Annotated in this window: 1 protein-coding gene; it reads left to right on the top strand. The window is 62.4% G+C overall.

Annotated features, from left to right (window positions below; all coding sequences use genetic code 11):
- Positions 1-110: 110 nt before the first annotated feature.
- Positions 111-633, top strand: a 523-nt coding sequence (locus NW856_RS12855) for an alanine dehydrogenase (protein WP_414400585.1), incomplete at its 3' end; no start/stop codon positions are given.

Raw genomic sequence — 633 nt, 5'->3', positions numbered from 1 at the left:
CCCGACAGATCGCGCACAAAACTTTACAATTTTCGCTCTCCTGCTCAGGCCAGGGATCCCATCGGGGAGAGAGTCTGTCTAGACTGGAAAGCAGCCCTACGGGGATCCCTATGCGAATTGGCGTGCCCAAAGAGATCAAAGAGCAAGAGTTCCGTGTCGGGCTGACACCGGCGGCGGTGCGGGCCTTAACCGAACAGGGGCATCAGGTGTGGGTGGAGACCCAAGCGGGCCAGGGGGCGGGCTTCACGGATGAGGACTACCAAAAAGCGGGGGCCAAGCTGGCTGTCACTCCTGAGGAGATCTACCGGCAGCAGTTGGTGGTGAAGGTCAAGGAGCCTCTGCCGGCTGAGTATTCTCTGCTCCATCCCGACCTTATTCTGTTCACCTATTTGCACTTGGCCGCCAGCCGCGAGCTGACCCAGGCGCTGCTGCAGTCGGGAGCCACCTGCCTCGCCTATGAAACGGTGGAATTGGCAGATGGATCCCTGCCCTTGTTGATGCCCATGAGCATGATTGCCGGGCGGCTCTCGGTGCAATTTGGCGCCCATTACCTGACCCGACAGCAGGGGGGGCGGGGCGTGTTGCTGGGCGGGATCCCGGGGGTGCCGCCGGGGCGGGTGGTGATCCTGGGCG

Source organism: Synechococcus sp. R3-13 (assembly GCF_047462195.1).
Classification (GTDB): Bacteria; Cyanobacteriota; Cyanobacteriia; order Thermostichales; family Thermostichaceae; genus Thermostichus.
Note: the sequence above shows the minus strand (reverse complement) of the source record. Positions and strands in the feature narration are given on the sequence as shown.